Genomic DNA, 24471 nt, shown 5'->3' with positions numbered 1-24471 from the left:
ACACCGTGCGACGCCACTCGGCGCTGGGCTACCTCACCCCGGCCGACTATGCTCGCCACTGCACCCACGAAATGGAACCCGACGACTCACACAGAGACCGGACCTAACAACGGGGGCGGCCCATCGGCAATCCGCCACGGGAGCGGCCGATGGCGGGGCCAGGCGCTCGACGGAACCAGCCGCCGCCGGGGCCAGTCACCCGCCAGCCGCCTCAGCCCTCGGAGCAGTCGACTTCGATCATCATCGAGTGCGGCGTCGAGCCGATGACCCGGCCGAGCGAGGAGGGCACCTGGTCGACGCGCGCGAAGCTCCCGCCGCGGTGGTACGGCCGGGAGTCGGTGTAGACATACCCGATTCCGGCCTCGCGCAGCGCGCGGCAGGCCTGGGGATCCCGGTCAGCGCGCAGTGCCGCATCCATGAGGGCGCCCTCGGCGGCGTCCGGATTCACCCCGGCCGAGGCCCACCGGACGCTCTGCCCGCTGATGCCGTAGAGGTGCGCCCCGCCCGAGAAGGGGTTCGCCAGCACCGTCAGATCGCGGTCCATCGTCGGTGCGATCGATTCGAGCATCGCGAGCTCCTCGGTGTCGAAGAAGCGGGGCCGATCGCGCCGGTCGAGATCCAGGTTCAGCTCCGCATAGTCCCAGCGCGCGGGGATCGAGGCGAGCACCGCGAGGATGGCGAGCGCCGCGCCGAGCGGGCGGAGCCACCGCATTCCCCGCCCCCGGAGAAGACGCGCGAGGTGCGCGAGGCCGGGGACGACCAGGAGGCAGGCCACCAGGGTCACCGCCATCGAGATGCGGTCCTGGCCGCGGTACCACATGTCCGACAGCCGCAGCGGGGAGTCGACCGCGGCGTCGAAGTACAGCACCCCGACGACGACGGCCCAGGCGAGCAGGGGCCACGAGCCGCGGCGCGCTTGCGCCCAGATCCCCAGGTACGCCAGGGCCCACACGAGCATGCCGAGAGCCATCGGCCACACGGTCAGCAGTCCCAGCAGGAGCTCGCCCGCCCCGGTCCACCCGGGCACCGCCAGGCCCCCGTCGAAGGTCGTCGTGACGCTCGCCCCCGGGAGGAGCCGCAGCGCGATCATGGGTGCCAGCGCGAGGGCCGGGATCCACAGCAGCGACCATCGTCGCAGGCCGGCTCCGCGCCTGCCGAGCAGGTCGGCCAGTGCGCCGGCCGCGACGAGCAGCGAGGCCATCGCCAGGACGTTCGGGTGCGTCAGCGCCAGTCCCGCCGCTCCCGCCGCCGCGACGACGAGAGGTGCGACCAGCTCCGTGCGCAGGGGCGTTCGGCGCACCCGCAGCGCGCGGAAGGCGAGCACGAGCATGCCGAGGACGCCCGGGAGCATGCCGAAGGCGACGAGGTTCGGAATCGGGGAGAGGTGGATCCACAGGTTCAGCGGCACCGCCGGTGCGAGGGCCGCCGCAAGAGCCGCGGCGGTGGGCGCCCAGGCCAGGCGCGGCCACAGGACCCGGGCGAGGAACGCGATGCCGTGCACCCAGGGCACGATCGCCAGCGCGATCACCGAGGCGTTGAGCACTACGGGGACCGGCGCGAAGGGGACGAGGGCCGCGATGTCGTGGAAGGCGGCGGGATAGACCCCCGGTCGCCAGTGAGGATCGGCCACGGCCGCCAGGTGCAGGCTCGAGCCGTCGCCGCCGGAGCGCACGAACTGCACGGCGGAGAGGTGGAAGAGCGTGTCCCACCGCTGCAGGATGCTCGAGGGCGAGCCCAGGGCCAGGAGGATCGGCGACAGGGCGATCGCGACGGCCGCGCCGATGCAGAGCAGGCTCAGCGCGGGCCGAGCACCGAGCAGCGGCGGCAGCGCGAGCACGTCCCTGCCCGATCTCGCCGCTGCGGCCGGGGAGCCCGTCCGCGGGTGCAGGCGTGCGCTCAGCTGCTGGGCGAGGATCGTCGCCCCGACGGCCAGGACGAGGATCTGAGCAAGAGAGAGTGCGGTCGTGACCAGGTTCCAGCGCAGGTCGAGGACGGGCGCGAGGGCGGCGAGAGCGCCGAGGATGCCTGCGCTCGCCGCCGGCGCCGCCCCGAGCGCCGTCCGCCAGGACAGGCAGAGGGCGCGGCCGAGGAGGGCGCCGGGGAGGTAGACGATCAGGAGACAGGCGCCGACTGCGGCCAGCAGCTCCGCCCAGCCGCTCATCGACGCTCCTGCGCGCGCGGTCTCATCGGGGCTCGAGCGCGCGGCGCCGGTACGCCTCGGGGCTCTCGGCCTCCTCCAGGGCGATCCGGCGAGCGAGGTGCGTGGTGCGCTTCTCCTCGTTCTTCGCGCGGACTTCCTGCACGGCGATGACGCCGAGCAGGACGATCACCGTGGCGTACAGCAGGAGATCCGTGCCGCGCCCCACGCCCAGCAGGTTCGCGGCCCGCGACAGGAGGCTCGGGAAGAGGACCGCGAGGACCGCGAAGAGCGCGAACGCGATGATGAGCAGGCGCCGCACAGCGAGCTGGCGCGCGCCCCTCGAGCGGAACAGCCAGGCGGTGATCCCGATGATGCCGAGGATCAGCAGGATCTGGATCGCCAGCACCCCTCCCGCGCGCCCGCCAGGGCCGAGGGCGAGCAGCACCTCGCCGATGCCGCTCACTCCTGCGGCCCCCGATGAGTGCTCGCGCTGCCGTCGCCGAGCACGAGACGGGGCGTTCCCGCCCAGGCCTCGACGCTCGTGATGTTGCGGCCGTCCACCAGCAGACGGACACCCGGGGCGTCGGCCGCGGTGAGATCGCGGTACATCGCATGATTCGTCTGGACGATCAGCAGGTCCGCCTCCTCGCCCACGTGCCAGGCGCCGAGATCCAGGCGCTCGAGCTCCTCGTCGGTGTACAGCGGGTCGTGCACGCGCACCTGCGCGCCGCGGCGCCGCAGCTCAGCGGCGACAGGGAAGACACCCGAGAACGCGGTCTCCTTGACGCCGGAGCGGTAGGAGGCGCCGAGGATCACGGCGCGCAGCCCCGCCAGGGAGCCGAGGAGCTCCTCGGCCCGCTCCACGAGCCGCGCGGGAACGGAGGCGTTCAGCGCGCGCGCTGTGCGGACCGTCTCGGCCGCGGGATCGCCTGAGAGGTACAGGCGCGGGTAGACCGGGATGCAGTGGCCCCCCACCGCGATGCCGGGCTGGTGGATGTGGCTGAAGGGCTGGGAGTTCGAGGCCTCGATCACGCGGTACACGTCGATGCCGCGATCCTGGGCGAACAGGGCGAATTCGTTGGCCAGTGCGATGTTCACATCGCGGTAGGTGGTCTCGGCGAGCTTCGCGAGCTCGGCCGCCTCCGGCGAGCCGAGATCCCACACGCCGTTCTCGCGGGCGAGATCAGGGCGCGCGTCGAACGTCAGGACGTCCTCGTAGAAGGCGCGCGTGCGCGCGGCGCCCTCTTCGCTGAGCGCCCCGAAGAGCTTCGGGTACTTGCGCAGATCCTCGAAGACCCGGCCGGTCAGCACGCGCTCCGGGGAGAACGCGGCGAAGAAGTCCTCGGACTCCCGCAGCCCCGAGATCTCCTCGATCATCGGCACGAAGCGATCCCGCAGGGTGCCCACGGGCAGCGTCGTCTCGTAGCTGACCAGGGTGCCGGGCTGCAGGTGCGGGGCGAGAGATCGCGTCGCCTCGTCCATCCAGCCGAAATCGGGCTCGCCCGTGGCCTCGTCGACGAACAGCGGCACCACGATCACCACCGTGCTCGCCGCACTGATGGCCTCTGCGTAGTCGGTGGTCGCCCGCAGGCGACCGGCGGGCACGATCTCCGCGAGCTTCTCGGCCAGATGGGCCTCGCCGGGGAAGGGCTCCAGCCCCTGGTTGACCAGCGAGACCTGACGCTCGCTGACGTCGACCCCGATCACCCGGTGACCCCGATCGGCGAACTGCACGGCGAGCGGCAGACCGATCTTCCCCAGGGCGACGACAGCGGTGGTGGCCTGTGCGGGCACTGCTGACCTGCTTCCTCCCCGTGCGCGGGGATCGTCGGACGGCGAGGAGGCAGGCTCCGCACCGGCTCTCAGGGTATCCTCCAGGGCAGTGATCGCGGCTGCGGATGCATGCCGCGCGGGTCACGTCGGCGAACAGCGGTGGTGGAGGTCTCAGGATGAGCGAGACCGGCGCGACCCCGGCGATCGAGCCGGCGCCTGCATCCGACCCCGGCCGCTCGAGCACCTGGTTCGTGATCCCGCTGTTCAACGAGGCCGCCGTCATCGGCGACGTGGTCCGATCCCTGCGGGAGCGGTACCCGCTCGTGGTCTGCGTGGACGACGGCAGCACCGACGGCTCCGCCCGCGTCGCGCAGGAGGCGGGCGCTCTCGTGGTCCGCCACCCCTACAACATGGGGCAGGGCGCCGCGCTGAAGACCGGCATCGACTGCGCGCTGCGCGACCCCGCGATGGAGCAGATCGTCACCTTCGATGCCGACGGCCAGCATCAGGTCGACGATGCGGCCGCCATGATCGCCGTGCGCCGCACCGAGGGGGTCGACGTGGTGCTCGGCTCCCGCTTCCTGGACTCCCGCACTCGCCCCGGGCTGGTCAAGCGCCTCGTGCTGCGCGGGGCGATCTGGTATTCGAACCTCACCTCCGGGGTGCGGCTGACCGACGCCCACAACGGACTGCGCGTGCTCGGCCGCGCCGCCGCGGAGCAGATCGTGATCGAGCAGAACCGGATGGCGCACGCCTCGGAGATCGTCGAGGAGATCGGCCGGCTGGAGCTGAGCGTGCGCGAGCACCCGGTGCACATCCTCTACACCGACTACTCCCGCGCGAAGGGGCAGTCGGTGCTGAACTCGGTGAACATCGTCATCGACATGCTGTTCCGCTGATCGCTGCCTGCTGACCGACCGCCGCGTGGGCCGCGGTGCAGCGCATGCGCCGCGCCCCGTCAGCCGGCGGGGGCCGATTCCGCAGCGGGCGCCGTCGCCGAGCCGTCCTCGATGCCGCGGAAGAAAGCGTCGACCTCGGCAGGGTCGGTGAGGAGCGCGACCCCCGAATGCTTGGTCTGGAAGTTCGGATCCGCGATCGGCAGCGGGAGGTTCGTGCCGCCGTTCATGGCGCCGCGCATCGTCAGCCCCGCCTGGCCGAGGTCGATCATCCCGGTGCCCGGGTCGGTCGAGAGCGCGGCGGATCCTGCGCCTGCCAACCGCATCTGCGCCACGGGGTTCAGCAGCACGCCGGGGGAGGAGACGCGGTTCATCAGGGCTCCGATGAACTGCTGCTGGCGTCCCTGGCGACCGATGTCGGCGGTGGGGTCGAAGTAGCGGGCGCGCACGAAGGCCAGCGCCTGCTCGCCGCCGACGTCGTGGCAGCCCGCGGTCATCTTCAGCCCCGACTTCTCGTCGTCGACATCCTGGTCGATGCACAGGTTCACGGTGCCGACCGCGTCCACGATCCCGGCGACGCCGTCGAAGCCGACCTCGACATAGTGGTCGATGGTGAGACCGGTGAACTGCTCGACGGTTTTGACCAGGAGTGCGGGGCCGCCGAACGCATAGGCCGCGTTGAGCTTGTACTTCCCCTGCCCGGGGATGTCGACCAGCGTGTCGCGCGGGAGGGAGACGAGGTAGGAGCGGCCTCCCGGCGCCTTGTGGAGGAGCATCATCGTGTCGGTGCGCTGGCCTTCGGTGCCGTCGTCCTGGACCGTGTCGCCGCCGCGGGCGTCGGACCCTGCGATCAGGTACGTGGTGCCGGGAGTGTTCGCTACACCGGAGAGCGCGTCGACGTGCGTGATGCGGGAGTTCGCCCAGAGCAGCAGTCCGCCGGCCCAGCCGATCGAGAGCACCAGCACCAGCACGAGCAGTGCGGAGGCCAGGCGCACGGGGCGCGGCAGTCGGCCCCAGCGGCCGAGCCGGCGCCCGGCGCTTCCCGCGCGATGCGAGCCTGCTGCGCCATGGGAGCGCCGGCGGGTCGGGACCGCTTCGCGATCGGGCCCGCCGAGCTCCTGTCCTTCGTCCGCAGGGCCGAGCCCGCTCGCCGCGCGCGCGGCGGCCGACTGGGTCGAGCGGTGCCGGATCGGCTGCGCGCCTAGGCGCTGGTCCGACGGGGCGCTCCCGCGCGCGATCGGCCGGGCGCTGACACGGGGGTCCGACGGAGCCGCGCTCCGGGCACCCGCAGGAGCGCCCCCGCCGCGGGGGAGCGGACGCGTGGGCGAGGGATCCGAGTCCGCCCGGGCGGACGTGCGCGAGCTGCTCCCTCCGCGCTGCTCGGGCGAGGCCACGGGACGCACGGCACCACCGGTGCGCAGTCGCACGGGTCGGCGCGGCGCGCCCGGGCGCGCCGGACGCGCGGAGGAGGCGGGGGAGTCGTCGGATTCCTCGACCATGGGCAGGTCCTCACGATTCAGGGGCATCGGCGGCGGGCGGACTGCGGGAAGGGGCCGATGCGCTGCGCGAGCCACAGTAGTCCCCCGGCGCTGCGGAGGCAGGGATCCTCCGTAGAATCGAGGGCAACGACCCCGGCCGCGCCAGCGCGCCCACGACAGGAGAGCCACGTGAAGTCCCTCGGAAGCGAAGCCGGCACCCCTCGAGTGCTCGCCGTCGTCGTCGCATTCAACCGGCCCGCGCTCCTCCAGGAGTGCCTCGACGCACTCGCCGCGCAGTCGCGGCGGCCCGACGGCGTGGTCGTGATCGACAACGCCTCGACCGATGACACCGGGGTCGTGGCCGATGCCCACCCGATCGGCGCGGACGTGCTGCACCTGCGCCGCAACGTCGGCGGCGCAGGCGGATTCGCCGCGGGGATCGCGCGCGCCCTCGAGGTCCATGGCGCCGACTGGGTGTGGGTGATGGATGACGACACGGTTCCGCGCCCGGGCGCCCTGGAGGCGCTGCTCATCGCCGAGGCCGCGAGCCCCGTGCGGCTGTCCGTGCTCAGCTCGCGCGCCGTGTGGACCGACGGCCGGGATCATCCGATGAACCGCTCGCGCACGCGCCTCGGGGCGAGCGCGCAGGAGAAGGCCGACGCCGCCGCGGCGGGGGGCCGGCCGATCCGCACCGCGAGCTATGTCTCCGTGCTGCTGCGCGGAGAGGACGTGCGCCGACTGGGGCTGCCGATCGCCGACTACTTCATCTGGTCCGACGACTTCGAGCACACCGGGCGCCTGCTGCGCCGCGGCCGCGGGATCCACGTGCCCGCCTCGGTCGTGGAGCACCGCACAGCGGTGTTCGCCAATGCCCAGGCCTCGCCGGGCGGGCGCTTCTACTACGACGTGCGCAACCGCCTGTGGGCGCTCTTGCGCACGCGCACCTTCACCCCGCTCGAGCGGGCGCTCTACGGCGGACGCACGGCGCTGGGGTGGATCCGCCAGTGCGCACGCCACCCGGAGCTCCTCGGGGTCGGGCGCCGCGGCCTCCTCGACGCCCTGCGGCGCGGGCCTCGCCCCGCGGTGCAGGTCCTCTCCGCCGATCCCGAGGCCGCAGAGGCCGTGCGCCGGATCGAGCGGGCGGCGGCCCGGTGACGGCTCCCGTGCAGCTGCCCGTTCCCTCCGAGGGCGAGGTGACCGTCCTGATGCCCGTGTGGCGCGGCGACCGCCCCGAGCGCTTCGCACAAGCGCTGGCGTCGGCCACGATCGAGCAGACGGAGCCGCCCGCAGAGCTCGTGCTCGTCATCGACGGCCCCCTCGGCGAGGGGCTGGAAGCGGTCGTCGCGCAGGTCGAGGACGGCGCATTCGGCCCGGCCAGGGTGGTGCGCGCGAGCGCGCACGAAGGGCTCGCCCGCGCCCTGCAGCGGGGGCTCGAGGCGTGCCGCACCGACATCATCGCCCGTGCCGACGCCGACGATCTCTGCCGGCCGCAGCGCCTCGCCCTGCAGCGGAGCGCGATGGAGCAGGGAGGACTGGACCTCCTCTCGAGCGCGATGCAGGAGTTCAGCGACTCCACACCGCGCGGGGGCGGGGCGCTGCGCACCCGGCCGCTCGCGCACCAGGAGATCCTCGACTACCTCCCGCGCCACAGCCCCTTCCACCATCCTGCGGTGATGCTGCGGCGCTCCACGGCGCTGGCCGTCGGCGGCTACCGCGCGCTGGACTTCCTCGAGGACTACTGGCTGTGGGAGCGGATGCTGCTGGGCGGGGCGCGCAGCGCGAACCTGCCGGAGGTCCTCGTGGACTACCGGGTGGACGCCGATCTCTTCGCCCGTCGGGGCGGCTGGCGCATGTTCGTCTCCGACCTCCGGCTCCAGCGCATCTTCCGCGCCGACGGGCTCATCGGGCCGGGCATGCTGGCGCTCAATCTCGCCCGGCGCGCCGCCTATCGCTTCGCACCCGGATGGCTGCGGAGGATCGGGTACCGGCTCGTCGTGGAGCGCATGCGCTGAGACGGTTCTCGCGCTCGCGGGCGTGAGGAGCCGTGTCGCGGTCCTGGTGCGGGAGCGCTGGGCTAGGGTGAACGGGTCTGCAGCCCTTGATCGAAAGGCACCCGCGTGTCCTCTCCTGACCTCCTGATCGTCGGATCGGGCCTGTTCGGCCTGACCCTCGCCGAGCGCGCCGCGAACGAGCACGGCGTCAAGGTGACCATCATCGACAAGCGCTCGCACGTGGGCGGCAACGCCTACTCCGAGGCCGATGAGGCCACCGGCATCGAGGTCCACAAGTACGGGGCGCACCTCTTCCACACCTCCAACGAGCGCGTGTGGGAGTACGTCAACCGGTTCACCACGTTCACGGACTACGTGCACAAGGTCTACACGAACCACAAGGGCGTCGTGTACCCCATGCCGATCAACCTCGGCACGATCAACCAGTTCTTCGGCGCCTCCTACAGCCCCGACGAGGCGCGCGCCGCGATCGCCGAGATGGCGGGCGAGCTCGCGGGCAGCGATCCGGAGAACCTCAACGACAAGGGCATCTCCCTGATCGGGCGCCCGCTCTACGAGGCGTTCATCAAGGAGTACACGGGCAAGCAGTGGCAGACCGATCCCAAGGATCTGCCCGCCGGGATCATCTCCCGCCTCCCCGTGCGCTACACCTACGACAACCGCTACTTCAACGACACCCACGAGGGCCTGCCCACGCAGGGCTACACCGCGTGGCTCGAGCGCATGGCGGACCACCCGAACATCGAGGTCCTGCTCGACACCGACTACTTCGACGCCTCGCAGCCGCTCAACAAGGACGCCGTGCGCGGCCAGCTGCCTGTCCTCTACACGGGACCGGTGGACCGCTACTTCGACTACGAGCTGGGCGACCTGAAGTGGCGCACGATCGATCTCGAGACGGAGCACCCGGAGACCGGCGACTTCCAGGGCACCTCCGTCATGAACTACGCCGACGCCTCGGTGCCGTTCACCCGCATCATCGAGCCGCGCCACTTCCACCCCGAGCGCGACTACCCCAAGGATGCGACCGTCATCCAGCGCGAGTACTCCCGCTTCGCCGAGCGCGAGGACGAGCCGTACTACCCGGTGAACTCCACCGAGGACCGCGAGTCCCTCCTGCGCTACCGCGAGATGGCCGACGGCGAGCCGCGCACGCTCTTCGGCGGGCGCCTGGGCACCTACCAGTACCTCGACATGCACATGGCCATCGGCTCTGCGCTCTCCATGGCCGACAACAAGCTCGCCGACCTGCTGCGCCGCTGACCCGCCCTTCCAGGAGGAGAACCCCGTGACCCACCCCGCTCCCGCAGAGGCGACCGCGCCGCAGCGCGTCCTGCAGCGCCTGATCCTGCCCCTCGAGCCCACCCCGGACATCATCCCGCTGTATGTCGAGCAGGAGGCTGCGCGGACCGCATCGGCCGAGTCGGCCGCGGGACTGCGCGGTGAGCAGGATTCGCGGAGGCCCTCCGAGGGCGGTGCCCAGGACGCGAAGGTCACCGTGGCGCCCAAGGGCGTCGACGTCGACGAGGTCGAGGACCGACTGGGCCTGACGATCCCCGGGCACTCGATGCGCTCCTTCGGCACCTACTTCAATGCGTTCCCGGCCGCGTACTGGCGGCGCTGGACCCCGGTGCGCGAGGTGCGCCTGTCCATCACCACGAGCGGCCCCGGCCGGATCATCGTGTACCGCTCCAACGCCCGCGGCGCGAACCAGCGCCACGAGGTGGTCTCCGTCTCGGGGGAGGCGACCACGGTCCTCACCCTGCCCGTGAAGGCCTTCGGCGACGGCGGCTGGTACTGGTTCGATGCGTATGCCGGATCCGAGTCGCTGCAGGTGATCGGTGCCGAGTGGACGGCCGATGCCGACCTCGCCCGCGAGGACGGCCTCATCTCCCTCGCGATGACGACCATGAACAAGGTCGAGTACTGCCTCGAGAACATCGCCACCATCGCGGGCAGCGCGGACCTGCGGAAGGTCATGGACACGCTGTACGTCGTGGACCAGGGCACGGACCGCCTCGCAGACCACCCTGAGCAGCTGCGTCCCCTCCAGGATGAGCTCGGCGACCAGCTCACGCTGATCGAGCAGGGCAACATCGGCGGCTCGGGAGGCTTCTCCCGCGGTATGTACGAGACGGCCCAGGCGGGACGCTCCGCGTACGTCGTGACCTGCGACGACGACATCGTCCTGGAGCCGGAGACGCTGATCCGTCTGAAGACCTTCGCGGACTTCGCCACCAGCCCGATGCTCGTCGGCGCGCACATGTTCGACCTGAACAACCGCAGCGTGCTGCACTCCTTCGGCGAGAAGGTCGACCAGTGGCGGACTGTCTTCGCGCTCGCCCAGGAGGACGGCGAGATGTCGCACGACTTCTCGTACGGCTCCCTGCGCACGACTCCGTGGCTGCACCGGCGCGCCGACGTGGACTACAACGGCTGGTGGATGTGCCTGATCCCCGTTCAGGTCCTGAAGGAGATCGGCCTGTCGCTCCCGGTCTTCATCAAGTGGGACGATTCCGAGTACGGCCTGCGGGCGAAGAAGGCGGGCTATCCCACCGTCAGCCTCCCCGGCGCGGGGGTGTGGCACGTGAGCTGGTCGGACAAGGACGACGCCCTGGACTGGCAGGCGTACTTCCATGAGCGCAACCGCCTCATCACCGCGCTCCTGCACTCCCCGTACCCGCGCGGCGGGCGCATCGTCCGCGAGTCGGCGTTCGGGGACATCAAGCACACGATCTCGATGCAGTACTACACGGAGACCGCGCGTCTGCTGGCCCAGAAGGATGTGATGGAGGGTCCCGAGGGCCTCCATGCCCAGATCGGCACCAAGCTCCCGGAGATCCGCGCGCTCGCGCAGCGGTTCGAGGACGCCCAGGGCGATGCGGATGCCGCGGCGTTCCCGCCGGTCTCGATCCAGAAGCCGCCGAACAAGGGCAGGCCCCTGCAGGAGCCGCGGCGCGCCCGCCTGCCGCTGTGGACCGCCACCTCGCTGGTCAAGCAGCTCGCGGTCGCTCCGCGCGAGAGCGCGCGCAGGAATCCTGAGGCGGCCGTGGCCCAGCAGGATGCTCGCTGGTGGCGCCTGGCGAAGTACGACAGCGCCCTCGTCTCCAATGCGGAGGGCACGCGCGTCTCCTGGTACCGCCGCGATCCCGGCGAGGCGCGGGCGCTGCTCGCCGAGGCCGCCCGCACCCACCTGGATCTCTACCGGCGCTGGCCCGAGCTGCAGGAGCGGTTCCGGAGCGCTGCCCGGGATCTCACGAGCTTCGAGTCGTGGGAGCGGACGTTCCGCGACAACCCCGCCCCGGAGCGCTCGAGCGATCCCGCGAAGCCCGCCGCCGGGAGCCCCTCGAAGTGAGCGCAGACGTCGGGTCCCCGGCGGTCGGCACGATCTCCCGCTCCGAGCGCGCCGAAGGCTGGCGCGCCCCGGGGCAGGACTCGGGCTGGCTGAATCCGCTGAAGGAGCGGTTCCTGCTCGAGCTGCTCGTGCGCAAGGAGCTGCGGGTCCGCTATCGCGGCAGCGCGCTCGGGATGCTGTGGAGCTACGTGAAGCCCGCCGTGCAGTTCGTGGTGTTCTTCATCGCGCTCGGCATCTTCATCGGCCTCTCCCGGGACACGCCCGCGTACGCGGTCTACCTGTTCTCGGGCATCGTCGTGATCAACCTCTTCGGCGAGGTCTTCGGAAACGCCACCCGCTCGATCACCGGCAACTCGGCCCTGGTCTCGAAGATCTACCTGCCCAGCGAGCTGTTCCCCTGGTCGAGCATGATCGTGGCGCTCGTGCACTTCATCCCGCAGCTGCTGGTGCTGCTGACGGGATCGCTGCTGTACGGCTGGCGGCCCTCCGTCACGGCGCTGGTCGCGTTCATCCTGGGAATGGTGATCCTGCTGGTATTCACCATCGGGCTGGGACTGCTCACGGCGGCGATGAACGCCGCCTTCCGCGATGTCGAGAACTTCGTGGACCTCATCGTCATGGTCGCCACCTGGCTCTCGCCGGTGCTCTACCGGGTCACGATGGTGCAGGATGCGATCGGCGGGACGATCTGGTGGTGGCTCTACCAGCTGAACCCGCTGACCATCGTGGTCGAGCTGTTCCACACGGCGTTCTGGCGCTACATCCCCCAGGTCGCAGAGAGGGCCGCCGTCGATCCCTCGCTGTCTGCTCCAGGCGAGCCCTTCGGCCTGTGGTGGGCAGGGCTCCTGATCGCCGCGGCCACGTTCGTCATCGGCACGGTCGTGTTCGAGCGCTCCAAGCGCCGCTTCGCGCAGTCGCTGTGAGAGGAGAGAGCGCATGAGCCCCGCCCTGCACGACGTCCCCGAATCCGCTGCAGTCCCCACCGAGCGCGAGATGGTGCGCATCGAGAACGTCTCCAAGCAGTTCTCGCTGCGCCACAACCGGCGGCTCAAGGAGCTGGTCTTCTCGGCGCTGCAGAAGAAGAAGCTCGCCGACACCTTCATGGCGCTGGACGATGTGAACCTCACCGTCCGCGCCGGCGAGACCGTCGGGCTGATCGGATTCAACGGCTCGGGGAAGTCCACCCTCCTGAAGACCATCTCCGGGGTCCTGTTCCCCGACACGGGCCGCGTGATGCTGCGCGGCCGCGTGGCGGGGCTGATCGAGGTGGGAGCCGGGTTCCACCCGGATCTCTCGGGCCGCGAGAACGTGTACCTCAACGGCGCGATCCTCGGCATGACCCGCGAGCAGATCGATGCGAAGTTCGATGACATCGTCGCGTTCAGCGAGATCGAGGAGTTCATCGACACCGATGTGAAGTACTACAGCTCGGGCATGTTCCTGCGCCTGGCCTTCAGCGTCGCCGTCCACACCGAGCCCGACATCTTCCTCGTGGACGAGATCCTGTCGGTCGGCGACGAGCCGTTCCAGGCGAAGTGCCTCGCGCGGATCCGCGAGCTGCAGGAGGCCGGGCGCACCATGGTCGTGGTCTCCCACGAGCTCGACATGCTCGAGCGGCTGTGCACGCGCATCGTCGTGCTGCGCAAGGGGAAGGTGGTCTTCGACGGGGAGCCCGCCGAGGCGATCCGGGTGCTGCGCGCGAGCTGAGCCTCAGCCCAGCGGCCGGGCTCCCTCTGCGTCTGCCTGGGCGGCGCTGATCGCCGCCCTCGGGCCGACGATCCCTCGGCCCGACTGGAGCGCACCGAGGGTCGCACCGGGCGCTGCGAGGCCGTCGGCCTCGACGAGCAGGCGCGTCCCCGGATCCTCCGCCGCGGGGCCGCTCCAGTACCCGAGCGGCACGGTGAGGGCATCGGCGCACGCGCGCACCTCGCTCACCCAGTCGTGGGCGAGGGCGGGCAGGGGGGAGGGGTGGCGCCGGGAGAGCGAGCGCAGCTCGAGGAGCATCGTCTCCTCCGCTGCATCGACCTGCTGCTGGCCGAGCTGCCCGGGGTCCGATGCGACGAGCAGGTGCGCGGGATCGGCGACGGTCGCGTCAAGCGGGTCAGCGGCCGCGCCGTGCTCGCCGATCACGACTTCTCCGCCCAGCCCCCAGGCCGCGATCGCGATCACCAGGCGCTTCCAGTGCGGATCGAGGGCGAGCACGACGCGGTCGCCTGGGCCCAGGGCGATCTCCTCGGCGAGATGGTTGACGGACTTGATGATCCAGTTGGCCAGCACGTGCCCGGAGAGCTCCACCCGGCCCTCGTCCCCGTGCCAGACGAGCGCCGGGCGCGGTCCGAGGGCTTCGAGCGCGGCGAGAAGCTCCTGCAGCGGGGCGGTGCGGGAGGGGGTCATGTGCTCTCCTCGGTCGTGCGGTCGAGGCCGGGCGGCGCATCGATCCCCACGATAGCGATGGGTATCGCCCCGAGCGGAGCGCCGAGGGCTTCGGCGCCGAGCGCAGTGCGGATCCTCTCGGCGAGAGCGCCGGCATCCGCCCAGTCCCGGGGTGCGTCGCTCGCGGGGTGCACGAGGACTCGCACGCGCGTCCCGACCCGGTCGTCTCGGCCGGCACGGTCGTCTCCTCGGTCTCCTCGGTCTCCTCGGTCTCCGTCGACCCCGGTGCCCCGAGCGGGCCCCTCGGCCGGGCAGCTCTCGAGCGCGGCCCGTGCGCGGAGGCGGGGGAGTGCGAGCGCGGCGATCTCCAGGGCCCGGGCGATGCGGATCGCCTCGGGCTCCGGATCCATCGCGGCCACGGGCTCGCGGGAGGCGGGCACTCCGAGGGCCTCCCACACGGATTCGAGGCTCGGCCTCGGGAACCAGTCCCCGGGGCCGCTGCGGCTGAGGCTGCGGGCGCCCACCTGATCTGCGAGCGCGACGACCGCGCCCGGCACTCCGCGCACGAGCGCCGCAGGGATGCCCTCCGCCTTCCCCTTCACGAGATCGGCGGCGGCCGCGAGCTCGTCGGCCAGCGAGCGCATGGTGATCTGCAGGGCGCGTCCGCTCGCGTCGGGCTGGCCGCGCAGATCCTCGAGGGCGCGGATGCCGGCTGCGCCGAGCGCGATGTCCGAGACCCCCACGCGCCAGATCCGCGAGCTGGTGTCGGTGAGCACCACTGCGATCTGCGCATCCGTCGCCCGGCGCAGCGCGCGGGCGAGGTCGAGTGCCAGCGCGTAGGGGTCCTCCGGGAGGAGCAGCAGGCCGCCGGGAGCGTTGGAGCCGTCGATCCCGGCGGCCGCCATCACCGGCCCAGCCGGCACTTCGACGATCGAGGTGACGACGTCCCCGTGGCGGCGCCGCGCGACGCGCCGCACGCTCTGGCTCTCGATCGCCTCCTGCTTCTGCGCGGGCGGGATCGTCAGGCCGAGGGACTTTGAGACGATCTTGGTGGAGACGCACAGCACGTCGCCGTCCTCGAGAGCGAGCCCGCTGCCGTGCAGCCCCTCCAGGAGCAGGGCGACGAGGTCCGCCCCGGCGGTGACCTCGGCGATCCCGCGCACCGGCAGCACCTGCACGCCGTCGCCGGCTCGCGCCGTCGGGAGACGGGGGGAGTGCTCTGCAGTGGGATCCATCGCGCCTGACCTGATCGGGGGTCCGCGCGCTTGACGCCGCGGAGTTACACAGGTGTATTTTAGGGACAGCCCTGCGGTGCTCCATGCCGCGCGGCGGGGCGCCCGCCCCTTTGACGAACGTGCGCCCTGAGGAAGGATCCATGCCGATGGAACGCAGTCGCGACGAGAGCGAGACCGGCTCGGAGTTCTCGCTCCTGGCTCTGGTGGCCGACGGCGAGGACGCCGAGGTCTCATGGCAGGAGCGCGCGCTGTGCGCGCAGACGGATCCCGAGGCGTTCTTCCCGGAGAAGGGCGGCTCCACCCGCGAGGCGAAGAAGGTCTGCGTCTCCTGCGATGTGCGCTCCGAGTGCCTCGAGTACGCGCTGGAGAACGATGAGCGCTTCGGCATCTGGGGCGGCCTCTCCGAGCGCGAGCGCCGCAAGCTCAAGCGCCAGGCGGTGTGACCGTCCAGGGTCTCCCGGCGCAGGGCCGATCCGTCTCGGCGGTGGTCCTGCTCGGTGAGCTGCATCGGGCCGATTCCCTCGACGCGACGATCGTCGCGCTCGCGCACCAGTCCGAGCCCGCGGACCGCGTGGTCGTCGCGGCGGCCGCACGCCTCGACCAGGAGGTCGAGAACCTCCTCACCGAGGCCTTCGACGCGGGCCGCATCGACGAGGTCCTGCGCATTCCGGATGCCCCCGGAAGCTCCCGTCAGGGCGCCTTCCTCTCCGGCGCGGTGCGCGAGGTCCTGCGCCTGCTGAGCGCACCCGCGGACGCACCGGAATCCGAGCTCCCCGAGCAGCCCGAGCTGCAGGGGGCCCCCGACCTCCCGGACGATCCCGAGCGCAGCGAGGCCGCCGATCCTCTGGCCCCGCCGCGCGCTCGCGGCGGCCACGAGCGCGTCATCGACCCCGAGGTCGCGCTCAAGGAGATGCGGCGGGAGGCCGGCTCGCTCGCCCAGGTCCCCGTGCGGCTGCGCGAGGGCGAGTCCGCGGTGGGCTCCCGCGCGCGCGGCCGTCGGCGCGCCCGCGTCGGCGCGGACAGCTGGCTGTGGCTGCTGACCGCCGACGCGGTGCCCGGCCACGAGTCCCTCGAGCAGCTGCTGCGGGAGCTCGACGGCTCGCCGACCACGGCGGTCGTCGGCTCCAAGCGCCTCACCCCGCGCCCGGACGACGAGGGCCCGCTCTTCGCCGAGGACGATCCCTGGATCGAGCCCGCGGCGGGCTCCGACGAGGCCGACCAGCTCCTGGACGTCGGCCTCACTCTCACGCACACCGGCCGGGTCATCACGGGAATCGATCCCGGCGAGGTCGACCAGGGCCAGGCGGACTGGCGCGAGGACGCCCTCGCGGTCGCGCTGCCGGGAATGCTCGTGCGCGAGCACACCCTGGTCCAGGTGGGCGGCTTCGACCCCGCGCTGCCGACGCCCTGGGCGGAGATCGATCTGTGCCAGCGGGTGTGGCGCAGCGGGGAGCGCGTGGCCGTCGCCGGCCTCTCGCGCGTCCTGGCCGACACGCCGGAGCGCCCGGAGGCGGAGGCGACCAAGGAGTTCCGGCGCGGCCAGATCCTTGCGCGCCTCAAGAGCGCGAGCCTGCCGATCGCCCTGCTGACCCTCGTCGTCCTGGTGCCGCTGGAGACGCTCGGTCGCGTCGTGGCCAGGATCGTCGGCCATCGCCCGGCGCTCGCGCTCGCCGAGATCTCCGGGGTGCTCAGCGCCCTGCCCTCCATCCCCGCGGTCATGGGGCGCGGGATGCGCACCTCGCGTCACTCCCCGGTGCCGCGCCGCCGCCTCGCACCCCTCTACCTCCCCGTCGGCGAGAACCTCCGCCAGCGCGGCGCCGCGCTGTGGACCCGCGTCTTCGCCGACGACGAGCGGTCCCGCCGGATCCGTCGCACGACCTGGGGCATCTCCGGGACCAGCCACGGCGCGGACGACGCCGATTTCGGCCGCCACGGCGTGTGGACCCTCATGCTGCTCGCGCTCTCCGCGATCGTGGGGCTGCTCGCCGTGCGACCCCTGCTCACGCGAGGGCGCCTCGAGGGCCCGCTCCTGCTGCCTCTGTCCCCCGACTGGGAGGAGGCGCGCCAGAGCGCGTGGGCGAGCTGGATCCCGGCAGGCCTCGGGGAGCGCGGCCCGGCCGATGCGCTCGTGCGCCTCGCGGGATTGGCGCCCCTGCCCGGCGAGGGGCTCGTCTCCCTCCTGCTCATACTGGCCATCCCGCTCAGCGCGCTGGGCGCCTGGTGGGCCGCCGGCGCGATCACCCGAGCAGTGGGCGCGCGCCTCGCCCTCGCCGTGGTGTGGGGCGCCGCTCCGCCGCTGCTCGCGGCGCTCATCGCAGGCGCCTGGCCCCTCGTGCTCGTCCACGTGCTCCTGCCCCTGCTGGCGCTCGCCGTCGGGCGGGCCATCGGCCTCGTCCACAAGGTCTCGCAGGCCAGCGTGTCGGCGGCGGCCGCAGCGGGGCTCCTCCTCCTGGTGATCGGCGCCGTGCAGCCCGTCCTCGTGCTGCTGGTCGGGGCGGCTCTCGGCGCGCTCGCACCGCTGGTGCCGGGCAGGCGCCTGCGGCTGCTGTGGGCCGTGATCCCCTCCCTCGCCCTGCACCTCCCGCTGCTCCCGGTCTACGTCGCGCACCCCTCCGCGCTCCTCCATGCGGCGGGGGTGCCCGCCTCCGCGGCGCAGCCCTCGGCTCTGGAGCTGCTGGCCCTGTGGCCGGCCCCGGCACCGCAGTGGAACGGCCTCGGCCCGGTGCTCGGCTCCGGCGCCGCGCAGCTCGCGCCCCTGCTCCTGCTCGTGCCCGTGCTCGCAGCCGCGCTCCTGGCGCCGTTCCTCTACGGGGATGCGGGGCGCGCCGGGCGCTACGGGCTGCTCGTGGCCGCAGGCGCGATCGCGCTCGTGCTGCTGGCGCGCACGGTGCCGACGGCTCTGACCGAGGACGCGCGGGTCTCCGTCCCGGTGCACGCCCTGCTGAGCTGCGTCCTGATCGCCCTGATGATCGCTGCGGCCGCCGCGTACGACGCTCTGGCCCGCTTCGCGCAGCAGAGCCGGCGCCGCCGCATCCTCGCCGCTGTGTCGGGCGCGCTGGTCGCTGCTGTCAGCGTGAGCACGGTGATCGGCTGGGCGCTCGTGCTGCCGAGCGCGCTCCAGGTGCACCGCACCGAAGCGGTCGTCGTCCCGCAGGCGGCGCGCGACGAGAGCGTCTCGCCTGCGCGCACGCGCGTCCTCCTCCTCACGGAGACCGAGGCCGACGCCGCCGCCGGCACCGAGACCGACGGCGAGGTCCTCAGCCCCTCGGCCGGCCGGGTCGATGCCCAGCTCCTGGTCGACGGGGGACCGGTGATCAGCCAGCTCTCCGGCGTCGCCGAGGCGCGGGACCTGGACCAGGTCCTCGCCGGGGCGGCGGTGGACGCCGATCCCGGCTCCGAGGCGCTGCGCGCGGCCAGCAGCCAGCTGCTGTCGGCCGGAGCGCCCGCGGCCCCCACCCAGCTGCGCACCCTCGCGATCGGCTACGTGGTGGTCCCCGGAGCAGCGGAGGACAGTCAGGCGCTCGTGGACGCCCTGGACTCCTCGCCGCAGCTGGAGAAGGTCACCCAGAACGCGTCGGGAGGGCTGTGGCGAGTGGTCGATGCGGGCAGCCGAGCGACCGTGCGACCGCTCGGGGTGGCGCCCGACCCCGCTGCGGATGTCGCGGTCCCCGCCGGCGTCGTGACCGCGAGCGGAGAGATCGCCGCGGCCCCCGAGGAGCGGGTCGTCGTGCTCTCCGAGCGCCGGGACTCCGCGTGGCGCGCCCGCATCGACGGCACGGAGCTCGCGCCGGTCACCGTGGACGGCTGGGCGCAGGGCTGGGCTCTCCCGGCCGGCGCCGCCGGGCAGCTCGAGATCGACCGCCCCTCCCTGATCGCACTGCCCGCCCAGCTGCTCCTCCTCGTCGTCGTCGTGGTGACGGCGCTGGTGGCGATCCCGTGGCGCTCGAGCGGCCCCCGCCGGCGCCGGGACGAGACCTGGTTCGGAGGAGTCCTGTGAACCCTGGACGCAAGCCCGTGCTCGCACTGCTGAGCACCCTGCCCCTGCTCGCCCTCAGCGGCGGCATCCTGATGGCGCCCGAGAACGACGGCACCGGCGGCGGCGCCGCGGTCGAGCGCGTGGTCTCCGCCGCCCAGCGCGGCCCGCAGCTGCTGTCGTGCCCCGGCCCCCTGCAGGTGCCCGATGCCGCCGCCGTCTCCGGCGGTGACGCGCAGCTCGCTCCCGGGGCTCCGAGTCCCGAGGTCGCCGTGCGCGCGATCGCTCTCGAGCCGGAGTCCTCGCTGCTGTTCGGAGTCGTCGCAGGCAGCACGACGCTCCAGGAGGAGGACGGCTCCATCCGCTCTCCCCGGATCAGCGCAGCAGGGGCCGACGGCCAGGATCTCGGCGTCGCCGCCCAGGCCCAGGACCTCGGGGCCTCCGCGACAGCGATCCCGGCTCTGGACGGGGCCGCGACAGTGGACATCCAGGGCTCGCAGGGCACCGGCGCGCTGTCGGACGCCGTCCAGAGCACCACCACCGGGGAGGGGGACTACCGCTCCCTCGCCGTGACCCGCTGCGCGCAGCCCGCCGTCGGGGCGGTCTTCCTCGGCGTCGGCACGAGCGCAGGAGAGAGCGCCGTGCTGGTGCTGCGGAACACGACCGAGCGCCCGGCCACCGCGGCCGTGCAGGCATGGACCGCCGAGGGACCGGCCGACATGTCCGGCCGCAGCCGGGTGGTCGTTCCCGGGGGCGAGGAGGTCCGAGTGCTCCTGGAGTCGATCGTCCCCGGCCAGGACGCGCTCGGAGTCAGCGTGAGCACCGTCGGCGCTCCCCTTGCGATGAACCTGCAGTCCACCGCGCGCGAGGGGCTCGCTCCGGGAGGCGCCGAGGTGCTGAGCTCGGCAGGCGCCCCCTCGACCCGCTCCGTGGTCCCCGGAGTCCTCGCGCCCGAGGGCTCTCCCGCACAGGCCGTCCTGATGAACCCCACCGGCCAGGACGGCACCGCCGAGCTGACGGTGCACGGGGCCGACGGCGCGCTCGCCGCGCCCGCCCCGCAGGAGATCGCGGTGCCCGCAGGCAGCGTGATCACGGTGCCGCTGGACGGCGCCGTCGGCGACCTCGCCGTCGCCGTCCGCTCGGACGTCCCGATGAGCGTCGCCGCGCGATCCACGGTGCGCTCGGAGCAGCCGCTGTCCGGCACCATCGCCGCTCCTGCCGACTTCGCGATCGCGCAGAGCGCCTCCGCGATCGGATCGAGCGCCGTCCTCGCGCTCCCCGCAGAGGGACCGCACGGTGGGCTCAGCCTCTTCAGCGAGACCTCGACCCGCGTGACGATCATCCCGCTCGGCGCCGACGGCGGGGCCGGGACCCCGCTGGTCAAGGATCTCTCCGCGGGTGCCGTGCTGCGGGTGGGGGCGGAGGAGCTGACCGGGACGAACGGGGCTCCTGCGGGACTGAGCATCGTCCCGGACCTTCCCGGCAGCGTCCACGGCGCCTGGGTGCAGACCCAGGCCGATCCCGCGCAGGGCCCCCTGCTCTCGAGCGTCACCGTGCCCGTCGACGGCCCCGAGGCGGCACCGCTCGAGGTGCAGCTGCACTGATCCGCAGCTGCACTGAGGCGCGCGGCGGTCACCCCGCGAGCGGCGGCCGACGATCAGTCGGGCCAGGCGTCCGGGTCGACGTCCTCCGGAGCCATTCCCAGCATCGAGGCGATCTGGTCGCACAGCACCTGGCGCACCATGAGCGCGAGCTCCTCCGGGTCCTCGCTGCGCGTCTCGATGGGGCGGCGGTAGAGCACGAGCCTCGGCGGATGGTCGCGGTCGCTCGGGAAGAGCCGTCCGAGCGTCACGGCGCCTGCCTCCCACGGCGCGGGATCCGTCAGCGGGACGTCCTCCACGGCGATCTCCAGATGCTCCAGCGGGCGGGGGAAGCGCTCGAGGAGCGGCCGAGCCGCATCGAGGACCGCGTCGTCGAAGATGTCGCGGTGGGTGCGGTGCCCCGGGAGATGGCCGGGGACCAGATCGCGGCGCCAGCCCCGCCCGTGCCGGTCCCGGCGGCGCGCGCTGCGCCGCGCGATCGCGCCGGGGGAGGGCTCGACCCCGCCGGGGAGCGGGAGGGGCGGACGGTCTCGGGCGGGGCTCATGGGGGCACCCTAGCCAATGGTCTCGGGGGCAGGATGCAGATCACGCGGGCCCGGTGCGGTCCGTGTCGGGACGGCCGCCTCCCTCCCTGCTCTGCGTAGACTTCACGGGTGCCTGCTCGCGACTGCTCCAAGACCGGATGCTCCCGCCCGGCCGTCAGCTCCCTCACGTTCGTCTACGAGGACTCGACGGTCGTCGTCGGGCCGCTCGGCCGCACCAGCGAGCCGAACGTCTACGACCTGTGCCTGGAGCATGCGGAGCGGATGACCGCCCCGCGCGGCTGGGAGCTGATCCGCATCGCCGGCGACACCGGCGCGGTGGACGACCTCGTGGCGCTCGCCGCCGCCGTCGGCCCGCACGCCGATCCGGCGCCGCATCACCCCGCGCCCGCCTCCGCGGCGGGTCAGCGCGAGCGCACTGCCCCGGGCTCTGCCGCGCATGAGCCCCGCCATCTCCGTGTCGTGAGGACCGAACGTGACTGAGAACCCGACCGAGGACCGCAGCCCTCTCGCCGAGGCCGCCCCCGCCCCTGATCTCTCCCGCATCATCAAGGCGTACGACGTGCGCGGAGAGGCGGGCACCGAGCTCACCGAGGAAGTGGCGCGCGCCCTCGGCGCGGCGTTCGCCGACTTCCTCGACCCGAAGGACATGGTCATCGCGCATGACATGCGGCTGTCCTCGCCGCAGCTCTCGCGCGCCTTCGCCGACGGCGCTGTGCGCCGCGGGGCGACGGTCGCCTTCGCGGGGCTCAGCTCGACCGATCAGCTCTACTGCACCTCCGGCCTGCACCAGGCGGCCGGTGCCATGTTCACCGCCTCGCACAATCCCGCGCCCGACAACGGGATCAAGATGTGCCTGCCGGGCGCGCGCCCCATCAGCCGCAGCACGGGACTGGCGCAGATGCAGGCCCAGGCCGAGGCGTATCTGGCGAGCGGGGAGATCCCCGAGGTCCCGGGCGGGCGCTCGCAGGATCTCGACACCCTCGAGGACTACGTGGCCACCGTGCTGCGCCTCGTCCCGGTCCCGGGCCGGCGCCCGCTGCGGGTCGTGGTCGATGCGGCGAACGCCATGGCCGGGCTGACCGTGCCCGCCGTCGCCGCGCACCTGCCGTTCCTGGACATCGTGCCCCTGTACTTCGAGCTCGACGGCACCTTCCCCCATCACGAGGCGAACCCTCTGGATCCCGAGAACCTCAAGGATCTGCAGGCGGCGGTGCTGCGCGAGGGTGCGGACCTCGGCCTCGCCTTCGACGGCGATGCGGACCGCTGCTTCGTGGTCGACGAGCAGGGCCGCGGAGTGAACCCCTCGGCCATCACCGCGCTGATCGCCCAGCGGGAGATCGCGCGGGCGCGCGCCGCGGGGGAGGAGACCCCCGCCGTCGTCGCGAACCTCGTGTCCTCGCGGCACGTGCAGGAGGCGATCGAGGCCGCCGGCGGGCGGCGCGTGCGCTCCCAGGTGGGCCACTCGCTCATCAAGGCGCTCATGGCCGAGAACAGCGCCGTCTTCGGCGGGGAGCACTCCGCCCACTACTACTTCCGCGACTTCTTCTTCGCGGACTCGGGGATGCTCGCCGCTCTGCATGTGTTGGCCGCGATGGAGGAGTCCGACGGCACCCTGTCCGCGCTCTTCGCCGCCCACGATCCCTACACCGCCAGCGGCGAGATCAACTCCCGGGTCGCCGACGCCGCTGCGGCGCGCGAGCGGGTGCGCGCGCGCATGCAGGACCTCCCCGGAGTGCAGATCGATGATCTCGACGGCATGACGGTGACGCACTGGGACGAGAGCGCGGACGCGGAGGAGAACTGGTGGTTCTCGCTGCGCTCCTCGAACACGGAGCCGCTGCTGCGCCTGAACGTCGAGGCCGCCGCGCCGGAGACGATGGAGCGCGTGCGCGAGGAGGTGCTCGCGATCGTGCGCGGCGAGTCCGAGTGGACGGAGCCCGGGCCGGAGCCGGCCGCTCAGGCCGCCCAGGAGCCTGCTCCGGAGCCCGCCGCGGACCTCGCTCCCGCGCCGGCCTCGGAGCCCGCTGCGGCCGCGCCTCTCCCGAGCCGTGCCGACGTCGTCGGCGGCTCAGCCCTGCCGGACTGGGTGCGAGATGTCCTGCGCTGCCCGCAGTGCGGCAGCGCGCTCGATCTCGAGGCCGCCCGTGTCCGCTGCCGGGACCAGGGCCACGAGTTCGCGATCCACGACGGGATCCCCGTGCTGATCGAGGGCCGCGAGTCCGAAGAGCGGCCCGCGTCCGAGGGCGGCCTCAGGAGCTGAACGGGACGGCCCGCGTCTCGGCGGCGAGCTCGCGCTCGCGGGCATCGGCCGCGCGCAGGCGCACCTCGTCCCGGCGCGAGCGCTCCGCCAGGACAGCCTGGAGGAACTGCTCGGGCTCCGTGCCCGCAGGCGGGGCCGGGGCGACATGCTCGAGGGTGCGCTCGAGCAGGTCGCGCGAGATCGCGCGCCGGGACTGAGGGTTCAGAGCGTCGGCGCGGGGCAGGAGAGCCCGGATGTCCCGCAGGAGCGGAGCGGGAAGCCGGCCGACGTCGGCCGAGCGCGCCCATTCCCGCAGGCTCTCGGGCACCTCGAGGCGCACCGGCGCAGGAGCGCGCATGCGCTCCTGGACCACCATCGTCCCCGCCAGCAGGTCGCCCACCCGCCGGGAGCGGGGATCGATGAGCGCGCAGGTCACGGCGATGACGCCGGTGGTCGCCCAGATCTCGAACATCGCCATGATCGCCCGCAGCAGCGACTGGCGCAGATGCACGGGCCCGCCGTCCAGGCGCACCACGCGCGTGCCGGTGGCCAGGCGCCCGACGCTGCGGCCCCGCAGCAGCGTCTCCGTGAGCACGGGATAGGCGAGGAACCCGGTGATGCTCGAGAGGAGGACGCCGGCCCGGATCAGCCCCGGATCGAGCGCATACCCGGCGCCCAGGATCACCGTGGCCAGCAGCAGCCCGAAGGAGAGCGCGAGGATGATCGCGCCGTCGATGAGGTACGAGAGCATGCGCGTGGCGAACGAGGCGGGCCGCAGGTCCAGCAGCACGGCCTCTCCGGTGACCAGGGCCTCGCGTTCGGGCAGGGCGGCGGCGGGGGGCATGGCCCCA

Annotated in this window: 20 protein-coding genes; 12 read left to right on the top strand and 8 right to left on the bottom strand. The window is 72.9% G+C overall.

The window, feature by feature from the left end; translation table 11 throughout:
* Positions 1 to 211: 211 nt before the first annotated feature.
* From Bequi_RS11345 to Bequi_RS11335, 3 genes are read right to left on the bottom strand one after another with little or no spacing between them, the layout of a single operon-like run.
* Positions 212 to 2161: a DUF6541 family protein gene (locus Bequi_RS11345; RefSeq protein WP_249738048.1), complete on the bottom strand. Its 1950-nt coding sequence runs from the start codon at positions 2159 to 2161 to the stop codon at positions 212 to 214.
* A 22-nt stretch (positions 2162 to 2183) separates the two neighbouring features.
* Positions 2184 to 2603, bottom strand: coding sequence for a DUF2304 domain-containing protein (locus Bequi_RS11340; RefSeq protein ID WP_249738047.1), 420 nt, complete (start codon positions 2601 to 2603; stop codon positions 2184 to 2186).
* Positions 2600 to 3934, bottom strand: coding sequence for a nucleotide sugar dehydrogenase (locus Bequi_RS11335; protein WP_249738046.1), 1335 nt, complete (start codon positions 3932 to 3934; stop codon positions 2600 to 2602). Before Bequi_RS11335 ends, Bequi_RS11340 begins: the two co-directional genes overlap by 4 nt.
* Positions 3935 to 4089: 155 nt before the next feature.
* Between Bequi_RS11335 and Bequi_RS11330 the strand changes: the two genes are divergently transcribed.
* The gene (locus tag Bequi_RS11330; protein WP_249738045.1) at positions 4090 to 4812 is read left to right on the top strand and encodes a glycosyltransferase family 2 protein; all 723 of its coding nucleotides are present in this window, start codon (positions 4090 to 4092) and stop codon (positions 4810 to 4812) included.
* Positions 4813 to 4871: 59 nt separating this feature from the next.
* Here the strand turns inward: Bequi_RS11330 and Bequi_RS11325 are convergent, their stop codons facing one another.
* Positions 4872 to 6308: an LCP family protein gene (locus tag Bequi_RS11325; protein WP_249738044.1), complete on the bottom strand. Its 1437-nt coding sequence runs from the start codon at positions 6306 to 6308 to the stop codon at positions 4872 to 4874.
* Positions 6309 to 6476: 168 nt separating this feature from the next.
* On the opposite strand from Bequi_RS11325, the gene Bequi_RS11320 reads away from it, so the two are divergent.
* From Bequi_RS11320 to Bequi_RS11295, 6 genes are all read left to right on the top strand, one after another.
* Entirely contained in the window at positions 6477 to 7442 is a 966-nt protein-coding gene (locus Bequi_RS11320; RefSeq protein ID WP_249738043.1) for a glycosyltransferase, read from the top strand.
* Positions 7439 to 8299, top strand: coding sequence for a glycosyltransferase (locus tag Bequi_RS11315; RefSeq protein WP_249738042.1), 861 nt, complete (start codon positions 7439 to 7441; stop codon positions 8297 to 8299). The genes Bequi_RS11320 and Bequi_RS11315 overlap by 4 nt, the downstream gene beginning before the upstream one ends.
* A 105-nt stretch (positions 8300 to 8404) precedes the next feature.
* A complete protein-coding gene (gene glf, locus Bequi_RS11310) occupies positions 8405 to 9562 on the top strand; it encodes a UDP-galactopyranose mutase (RefSeq protein WP_249738041.1) in 1158 nt (385 codons plus the stop codon).
* 25 nt (positions 9563 to 9587) lie between these two features.
* Positions 9588 to 11654, top strand: coding sequence for a glycosyltransferase (locus tag Bequi_RS11305; protein WP_249738040.1), 2067 nt, complete (start codon positions 9588 to 9590; stop codon positions 11652 to 11654).
* Complete coding sequence (locus tag Bequi_RS11300; RefSeq protein WP_249738039.1) at positions 11651 to 12577, top strand: ABC transporter permease; 927 nt, start codon at positions 11651 to 11653, stop codon at positions 12575 to 12577. Before Bequi_RS11305 ends, Bequi_RS11300 begins: the two co-directional genes overlap by 4 nt.
* A 13-nt stretch (positions 12578 to 12590) precedes the next feature.
* Positions 12591 to 13361 (top strand): ABC transporter ATP-binding protein, encoded by a 771-nt coding sequence (locus tag Bequi_RS11295; RefSeq protein WP_249738038.1) that lies wholly within the window; start codon positions 12591 to 12593, stop codon positions 13359 to 13361.
* A 3-nt stretch (positions 13362 to 13364) separates the two neighbouring features.
* On the opposite strand, the gene Bequi_RS11290 is transcribed toward Bequi_RS11295, so the two are convergent.
* Positions 13365 to 14048, bottom strand: a complete 684-nt coding sequence (locus Bequi_RS11290; RefSeq protein ID WP_249738037.1) for a TIGR03089 family protein — start codon at positions 14046 to 14048, stop codon at positions 13365 to 13367.
* Positions 14045 to 15262: a coenzyme F420-0:L-glutamate ligase gene (locus tag Bequi_RS11285; RefSeq protein WP_249738036.1), complete on the bottom strand. Its 1218-nt coding sequence runs from the start codon at positions 15260 to 15262 to the stop codon at positions 14045 to 14047. Before Bequi_RS11285 ends, Bequi_RS11290 begins: the two co-directional genes overlap by 4 nt.
* Before the next feature lie 146 nt (positions 15263 to 15408).
* On the opposite strand from Bequi_RS11285, the gene Bequi_RS11280 reads away from it, so the two are divergent.
* The 3 genes from Bequi_RS11280 to Bequi_RS11270 are packed head-to-tail and all read left to right on the top strand — an operon-like array spanning position 15409 to position 20839.
* On the top strand, positions 15409 to 15705 hold the full coding sequence (locus tag Bequi_RS11280; protein ID WP_249738035.1) for a WhiB family transcriptional regulator: 297 nt from the start codon (positions 15409 to 15411) through the stop codon (positions 15703 to 15705).
* A complete protein-coding gene (locus tag Bequi_RS11275) occupies positions 15702 to 19259 on the top strand; it encodes a hypothetical protein (RefSeq protein ID WP_249738034.1) in 3558 nt (1185 codons plus the stop codon). The genes Bequi_RS11280 and Bequi_RS11275 overlap by 4 nt, the downstream gene beginning before the upstream one ends.
* The gene (locus tag Bequi_RS11270) at positions 19256 to 20839 is read left to right on the top strand and encodes a DUF5719 family protein (protein ID WP_249738033.1); all 1584 of its coding nucleotides are present in this window, start codon (positions 19256 to 19258) and stop codon (positions 20837 to 20839) included. Before Bequi_RS11275 ends, Bequi_RS11270 begins: the two co-directional genes overlap by 4 nt.
* Before the next feature lie 53 nt (positions 20840 to 20892).
* Here Bequi_RS11270 and Bequi_RS11265 read toward each other — a convergent pair whose 3' ends face one another.
* Complete coding sequence (locus Bequi_RS11265; protein ID WP_249738032.1) at positions 20893 to 21381, bottom strand: metallopeptidase family protein; 489 nt, start codon at positions 21379 to 21381, stop codon at positions 20893 to 20895.
* A gap of 108 nt (positions 21382 to 21489) precedes the next feature.
* On the opposite strand from Bequi_RS11265, the gene Bequi_RS11260 reads away from it, so the two are divergent.
* Complete coding sequence (locus tag Bequi_RS11260; protein WP_249738031.1) at positions 21490 to 21861, top strand: DUF3499 domain-containing protein; 372 nt, start codon at positions 21490 to 21492, stop codon at positions 21859 to 21861.
* A complete protein-coding gene (locus Bequi_RS11255) occupies positions 21854 to 23641 on the top strand; it encodes a phosphomannomutase/phosphoglucomutase (protein ID WP_249738030.1) in 1788 nt (595 codons plus the stop codon). The genes Bequi_RS11260 and Bequi_RS11255 overlap by 8 nt, the downstream gene beginning before the upstream one ends.
* Here Bequi_RS11255 and Bequi_RS11250 read toward each other — a convergent pair.
* Complete coding sequence (locus Bequi_RS11250; protein ID WP_249738029.1) at positions 23631 to 24464, bottom strand: RDD family protein; 834 nt, start codon at positions 24462 to 24464, stop codon at positions 23631 to 23633. The genes Bequi_RS11255 and Bequi_RS11250 overlap by 11 nt on opposite strands.
* Positions 24465 to 24471 lie beyond the last annotated feature (7 nt).

The organism is Brachybacterium equifaecis, assembly GCF_023509525.1.
Taxonomy (GTDB): domain Bacteria; phylum Actinomycetota; class Actinomycetes; order Actinomycetales; family Dermabacteraceae; genus Brachybacterium; species Brachybacterium equifaecis.
This window is presented reverse-complemented; position numbering and strand designations above follow the sequence as displayed.

Coding starts and splice junctions, on each gene's coding strand:
- Bequi_RS11345 (WP_249738048.1), bottom strand. CDS start 2,161: ATGAGCGGCTGGGCGGAGCTGCTGGCCGCAGTCGGCGCCTGTCTCCTG.
- Bequi_RS11330 (WP_249738045.1), top strand. CDS start 4,090: ATGAGCGAGACCGGCGCGACCCCGGCGATCGAGCCGGCGCCTGCATCC.
- Bequi_RS11325 (WP_249738044.1), bottom strand. CDS start 6,308: ATGGTCGAGGAATCCGACGACTCCCCCGCCTCCTCCGCGCGTCCGGCG.
- Bequi_RS11295 (WP_249738038.1), top strand. CDS start 12,591: ATGAGCCCCGCCCTGCACGACGTCCCCGAATCCGCTGCAGTCCCCACC.
- Bequi_RS11290 (WP_249738037.1), bottom strand. CDS start 14,048: ATGACCCCCTCCCGCACCGCCCCGCTGCAGGAGCTTCTCGCCGCGCTC.
- Bequi_RS11285 (WP_249738036.1), bottom strand. CDS start 15,262: ATGGATCCCACTGCAGAGCACTCCCCCCGTCTCCCGACGGCGCGAGCC.
- Bequi_RS11280 (WP_249738035.1), top strand. CDS start 15,409: ATGGAACGCAGTCGCGACGAGAGCGAGACCGGCTCGGAGTTCTCGCTC.
- Bequi_RS11265 (WP_249738032.1), bottom strand. CDS start 21,381: ATGAGCCCCGCCCGAGACCGTCCGCCCCTCCCGCTCCCCGGCGGGGTC.
- Bequi_RS11250 (WP_249738029.1), bottom strand. CDS start 24,464: ATGCCCCCCGCCGCCGCCCTGCCCGAACGCGAGGCCCTGGTCACCGGA.